This is a genomic window from Rhizobium sp. P2_G9 (assembly GCF_056403475.1).
On record NZ_JBFUFK010000112.1, the window covers coordinates 1 to 3749 of the forward strand.

4 protein-coding genes and 2 pseudogenes are annotated in these 3749 nt (G+C 60.1%); all 6 read left to right on the forward strand.

What is annotated here, in order from left to right:
• Positions 1 to 102: 102 nt before the first annotated feature.
• Positions 103 to 831: pseudogene (locus AC1DYF_RS40075) on the forward strand (IS1380 family transposase); the annotation flags it as partial.
• 61 nt (positions 832 to 892) lie between these two features.
• Positions 893 to 1267, forward strand: a complete 375-nt coding sequence (gene tnpA / locus AC1DYF_RS40080) for an IS66-like element accessory protein TnpA (protein ID WP_477884473.1) — start codon at positions 893 to 895, stop codon at positions 1265 to 1267.
• On the forward strand, positions 1264 to 1611 hold the full coding sequence (tnpB, locus tag AC1DYF_RS40085) for an IS66 family insertion sequence element accessory protein TnpB (RefSeq protein ID WP_477884475.1): 348 nt from the start codon (positions 1264 to 1266) through the stop codon (positions 1609 to 1611). Before tnpA ends, tnpB begins: the two co-directional genes overlap by 4 nt.
• Positions 1612 to 1673: 62 nt before the next feature.
• A complete protein-coding gene (gene tnpC / locus AC1DYF_RS40090) occupies positions 1674 to 3296 on the forward strand; it encodes an IS66 family transposase (protein ID WP_477884477.1) in 1623 nt (540 codons plus the stop codon).
• Complete coding sequence (locus tag AC1DYF_RS40095) at positions 3296 to 3592, forward strand: protein-tyrosine phosphatase family protein (protein ID WP_477884479.1); 297 nt, start codon at positions 3296 to 3298, stop codon at positions 3590 to 3592. Before tnpC ends, AC1DYF_RS40095 begins: the two co-directional genes overlap by 1 nt.
• 17 nt (positions 3593 to 3609) lie before the next feature.
• Positions 3610 to 3749 (forward strand): annotated as a pseudogene (locus tag AC1DYF_RS40100) (transposase); the annotation flags it as partial.

The following is a 3749-nucleotide window of genomic DNA, read 5'->3' on the forward strand; positions in this document are numbered from 1 at the left end:
CCCGAATCCCGAATATCTCACACTATGTTGGTGCATCGGGGCTGAGAATCTGAGAAAGTTGTTTTACCAGAACGACTTAACTCAGGTTCAAAGGAATCCCCGATGCCGGCAGAGTGTAGCGCAAAATCATTCGAATTTGCCAGCATTGAATCGCGTGCGGTGGTGGCSGCATTTGATGGTGGAGCGATTAGCAGCGACGCCGGCAGCCTGTTGCTGGGGGCGACGGATCGGGCGATCCGGCTGGTGGAGCGCTTTTCCAGTTGCTTTGCCGATCATCGTCGGGCGGATCTGATCGAGCACGACGTGTCGACCTTGGTGAGCCAGCGGATATTCGGGCTCGCGCTTGGCTATGAAGATCTCAACGACCATGATGAATTGCGCCACGACCCTGTCATGGCGACATTGGTCGGCAAGCTCGAGGCGAAGCGTTCGGATTGTGCGCCGCTGGCCGGCAAGAGCACGCTCAACCGGCTGGAACTGTCGCGATCCGAGCCAACGCGCTACCACAAGATCAGTCATRATCCTGAGGCGATCGAAACGCTGTTCGTGACTTTGTTTGTGGAAGCRCACAAGAAGGCGCCGAAACAGATCGTGCTCGATCTCGATGCCACCGACGATCCGATCCACGGCGACCAGGAAGGCCGCTTCTTCCACGGCTATTACGACAGCTATTGCTATCTGCCGCTCTACATCTTCTGCGGCCGGCATCTGCTCCTCTCGAAGCTCAGGCGCGCCAATATCGATGCGGCGGCCGGCGCGGTCGAGGAAGTCGAGCGCATCGTCGGGCAAATCGTAACCGTCCGATTGAGGCCGCCTGCCGGAACTCGCCGCGCTGGGGTAAGACACGTGTTTAACGACGTCGTTAGCGACGTGTCTTATGCGAGGTCATGCGGTGCGGGTGGAAATTCTTGGTCAGGAACGGCGTCGTCGCTGGGATGATGCGAAGAAGCGCGCGATTGTGATGTCGGTCGGGATCGATGGCGCGACGGTGAGCGAAGTCGCCCACCGGCACGATGTGACACGGCAGCAGATCTACAGCTGGCGGCGCGAGCTGAAGAGGAAAGCGGTTTCCTGTCAATCGTCGAGTGTGGCTTTCATCCCTGTAGAGGTCGCCGCATTGCAGGACGGTCCGGTCCGTGGTGATACGATTGGCGGTCATGCTGGGATGATCGAATTGCGATTGAACTGCGGTCGGAGCCTTCGCTTTGACGGCGGGGTTGATACGGCGCTGCTGATGCGGCTCATTCGTGCGGTGGAGACGGCATGATTGGCCCAGGGACCGGCGTTCGGGTTTATCTGGCCTGCGGGTTTACGGACATGCGCAAGGGCATCGAGGGCCTGGCTGCCCTGACGCAGGATGTGTTGCGACAGAAGCCGACAGGCGGAGCGGTGTTTGCGTTTCGAGGCAAACGTGGGGACCGTTTGAAACTTCTCTATTTTGATGGCCAGGGGTTCTGCCTCTATTACAAGGTCTTGCAGAAGGGCCGCTTTCCGTGGCCGTCGGCTGCTGATGGGACGGCGCGGCTGACATCGGCGCAAATGGCGATGTTGTGGGAAGGAATTGATTGGCGGCGGCCCGACTGGGGTGCGCCACCGGCGCGTGTCGGGTGATTTATCCATCTGAAACTGCTGGTTTTTATGGCAATTCCTCCTGACACGTGGTAGTCAGGATCATGTCAAATGCGCCCCAAAATCTTCCCGATGATCCGGCCTTCTTGAAGGCGATGATCGCCGCCTTGCAGGCGGAAAATGCGAAGATGTCAGCGACATTGCTGGCCCATGACCAGTTGATCCAGAGCCTGCGGTTGYGCATTGCCAGACTGAAGAAGCAGGTCTTCGGCAAGTCCTCGGAGAAGATCGAGCGGGAAATCGAGCAGCTGGAACTGGCGCTTGAGGATCTCTTGATTGCCGCGGCGGAGAACGACAGCAAGCCGATCGAGGAGACCGATGAGCTCGCGCCTGTCGCGCCTGGGGCAAACACTGCCGAAAGGATTGCGCGCCGTCGTCCGCGCGTATCGGAGAAGGCGGTTCGCGAGCGCAGGCAGCTCGATCCCGGTACCCTGTGCCCCGCCTGTGGTGGCGAATTGCGTCTCGTGGGCGAGGATGTGAGCGAAATCCTCGACATGATCGCCGCGCAGATGAAGGTCATCGAGGTTGCCCGGTTGAAGAAATCCTGCCGCTGCTGCGAGAAGATGGTGCAGGTGCCCGCACCCAGCCGCCCGATCCCGGGCAGCATGGCGGGTGCTGGCCTTCTGGCTTACATTCTGGTGTCGAAGTTCGACGATCACCTTCCGCTTTATCGCCTGGGCGAGATCTTCGCCCGCATGGGTGCCGATATCCCCGACAGCACGCTGGTCGATTGGTGTGGCCGCGCCATGCGGGTGCTCCAGCCGCTGATCGAGCGGATTGAGGCCGCCATTATGGCAAGCGACCTGCTTCATGCCGACGACACCCCGATCCGGGTGCTGGATCGCTCCATGCGAGACAAAGGGTTGGGCAAGGGTGTGAAGAAGGGCAGGATCTGGACCTATGTGAGAGACCAACGTCCATGGGCGGGCGGCGCTCCGCCGGGTGCGGTCTATTACTTTGCCCCGGACTGGAAGGAAGACCACGTCCACCATCACCTCAGAGAGGCAAGCGGCATCCTGCAAGCCGATGGCTACAAGGGCTACGGCAAGCTTTACCAACCTTTGCCCAACGGGACACAGCGCCTACGTGAAGCGGCGTGCTGGGCGCATTGGCGGCGCGACTTCCATGACATCTGGACCTCGAACAAATCCGAGATCGCCCGCGAGGCTCTCGACCGCATCGGTGCGCTCTACGATATCGAACGCGACATTGCCGGCAAGCCTGCCGATATCCGGCTTGCCGCGCGTCAAAAGCACAGCAGGCCAAAAGTCGAAGCATTGCGTGTCTGGGCCGAAGCGCAACTGACGCGCATTCCGGGCAAAGGCGACCTGGCACAGGCCTTCCGTTATGGCCTGAGCCGTTGGCACTCATTGAGCCTGTTCCTGCAAGACGGTCGCGTCGCGATCGACAACAATGCCGCCGAGCGGGCTTTGCGCCCTATCGGAATCGGAAGAAAGAATTGGTTGTTCGCCGGGGCCGATACCGGCGCGGAGACGCTCGCCCGGGCCATGACGATCATCGAGACCGCCAAGATGAACGGCCTCGATCCGCAGGCCTATCTGGCCGATGTGCTCGACCGCATCCACGATCATAAGATCAATCGGCTCGATGAACTGCTGCCCTGGAACTGGCAACCCGCCACTGCTGCCACCGCCGAGGCCGCCTGATGGCGACGATCACCCATGTCTTCAGCATCGGCTATGTCGCGAAAATGCTCAATGAGGATTCTGATCTGCTTCGAGCGATCATCCGCAACGATGACAATCTGAGCTACGGCAATATCATCAACGTCGTAACCGGAGAAGATGAAGCCATCACAGCGCTCTCCGATGATGGGATCGACGAACTCAGCCAGATGCTCGCCGACGCCCGCCGTTCAGCCAACAAATGGCACGACTTCCTTGAAACCTTCGTCGACGACCAAGAACTCGTTGCCCGCATCAAGGCAAAGCCCCTGCGGTAACAATCGGACGGTTACGGCAAATCCGCCGCACCTGGCCGAGGACCCGCATCCTGCTGCGCGCCGATAGCGGCTTCTGCCGTGAGGCGCTGATGGCGTGGTGCGAGGCCAACAAGGTCGATTATCTGTTCGGCCTGGCCAAGAACAAGCGCCTGATCGC

What these genes read in the sequence shown, in the direction of transcription:
- tnpB (WP_477884475.1), top strand. Translation starts at nt 1,264, where the DNA reads ATGATTGGCCCAGGGACCGGCGTTCGGGTTTATCTGGCCTGCGGGTTT.
- AC1DYF_RS40095 (WP_477884479.1), top strand. Translation starts at nt 3,296, where the DNA reads ATGGCGACGATCACCCATGTCTTCAGCATCGGCTATGTCGCGAAAATG.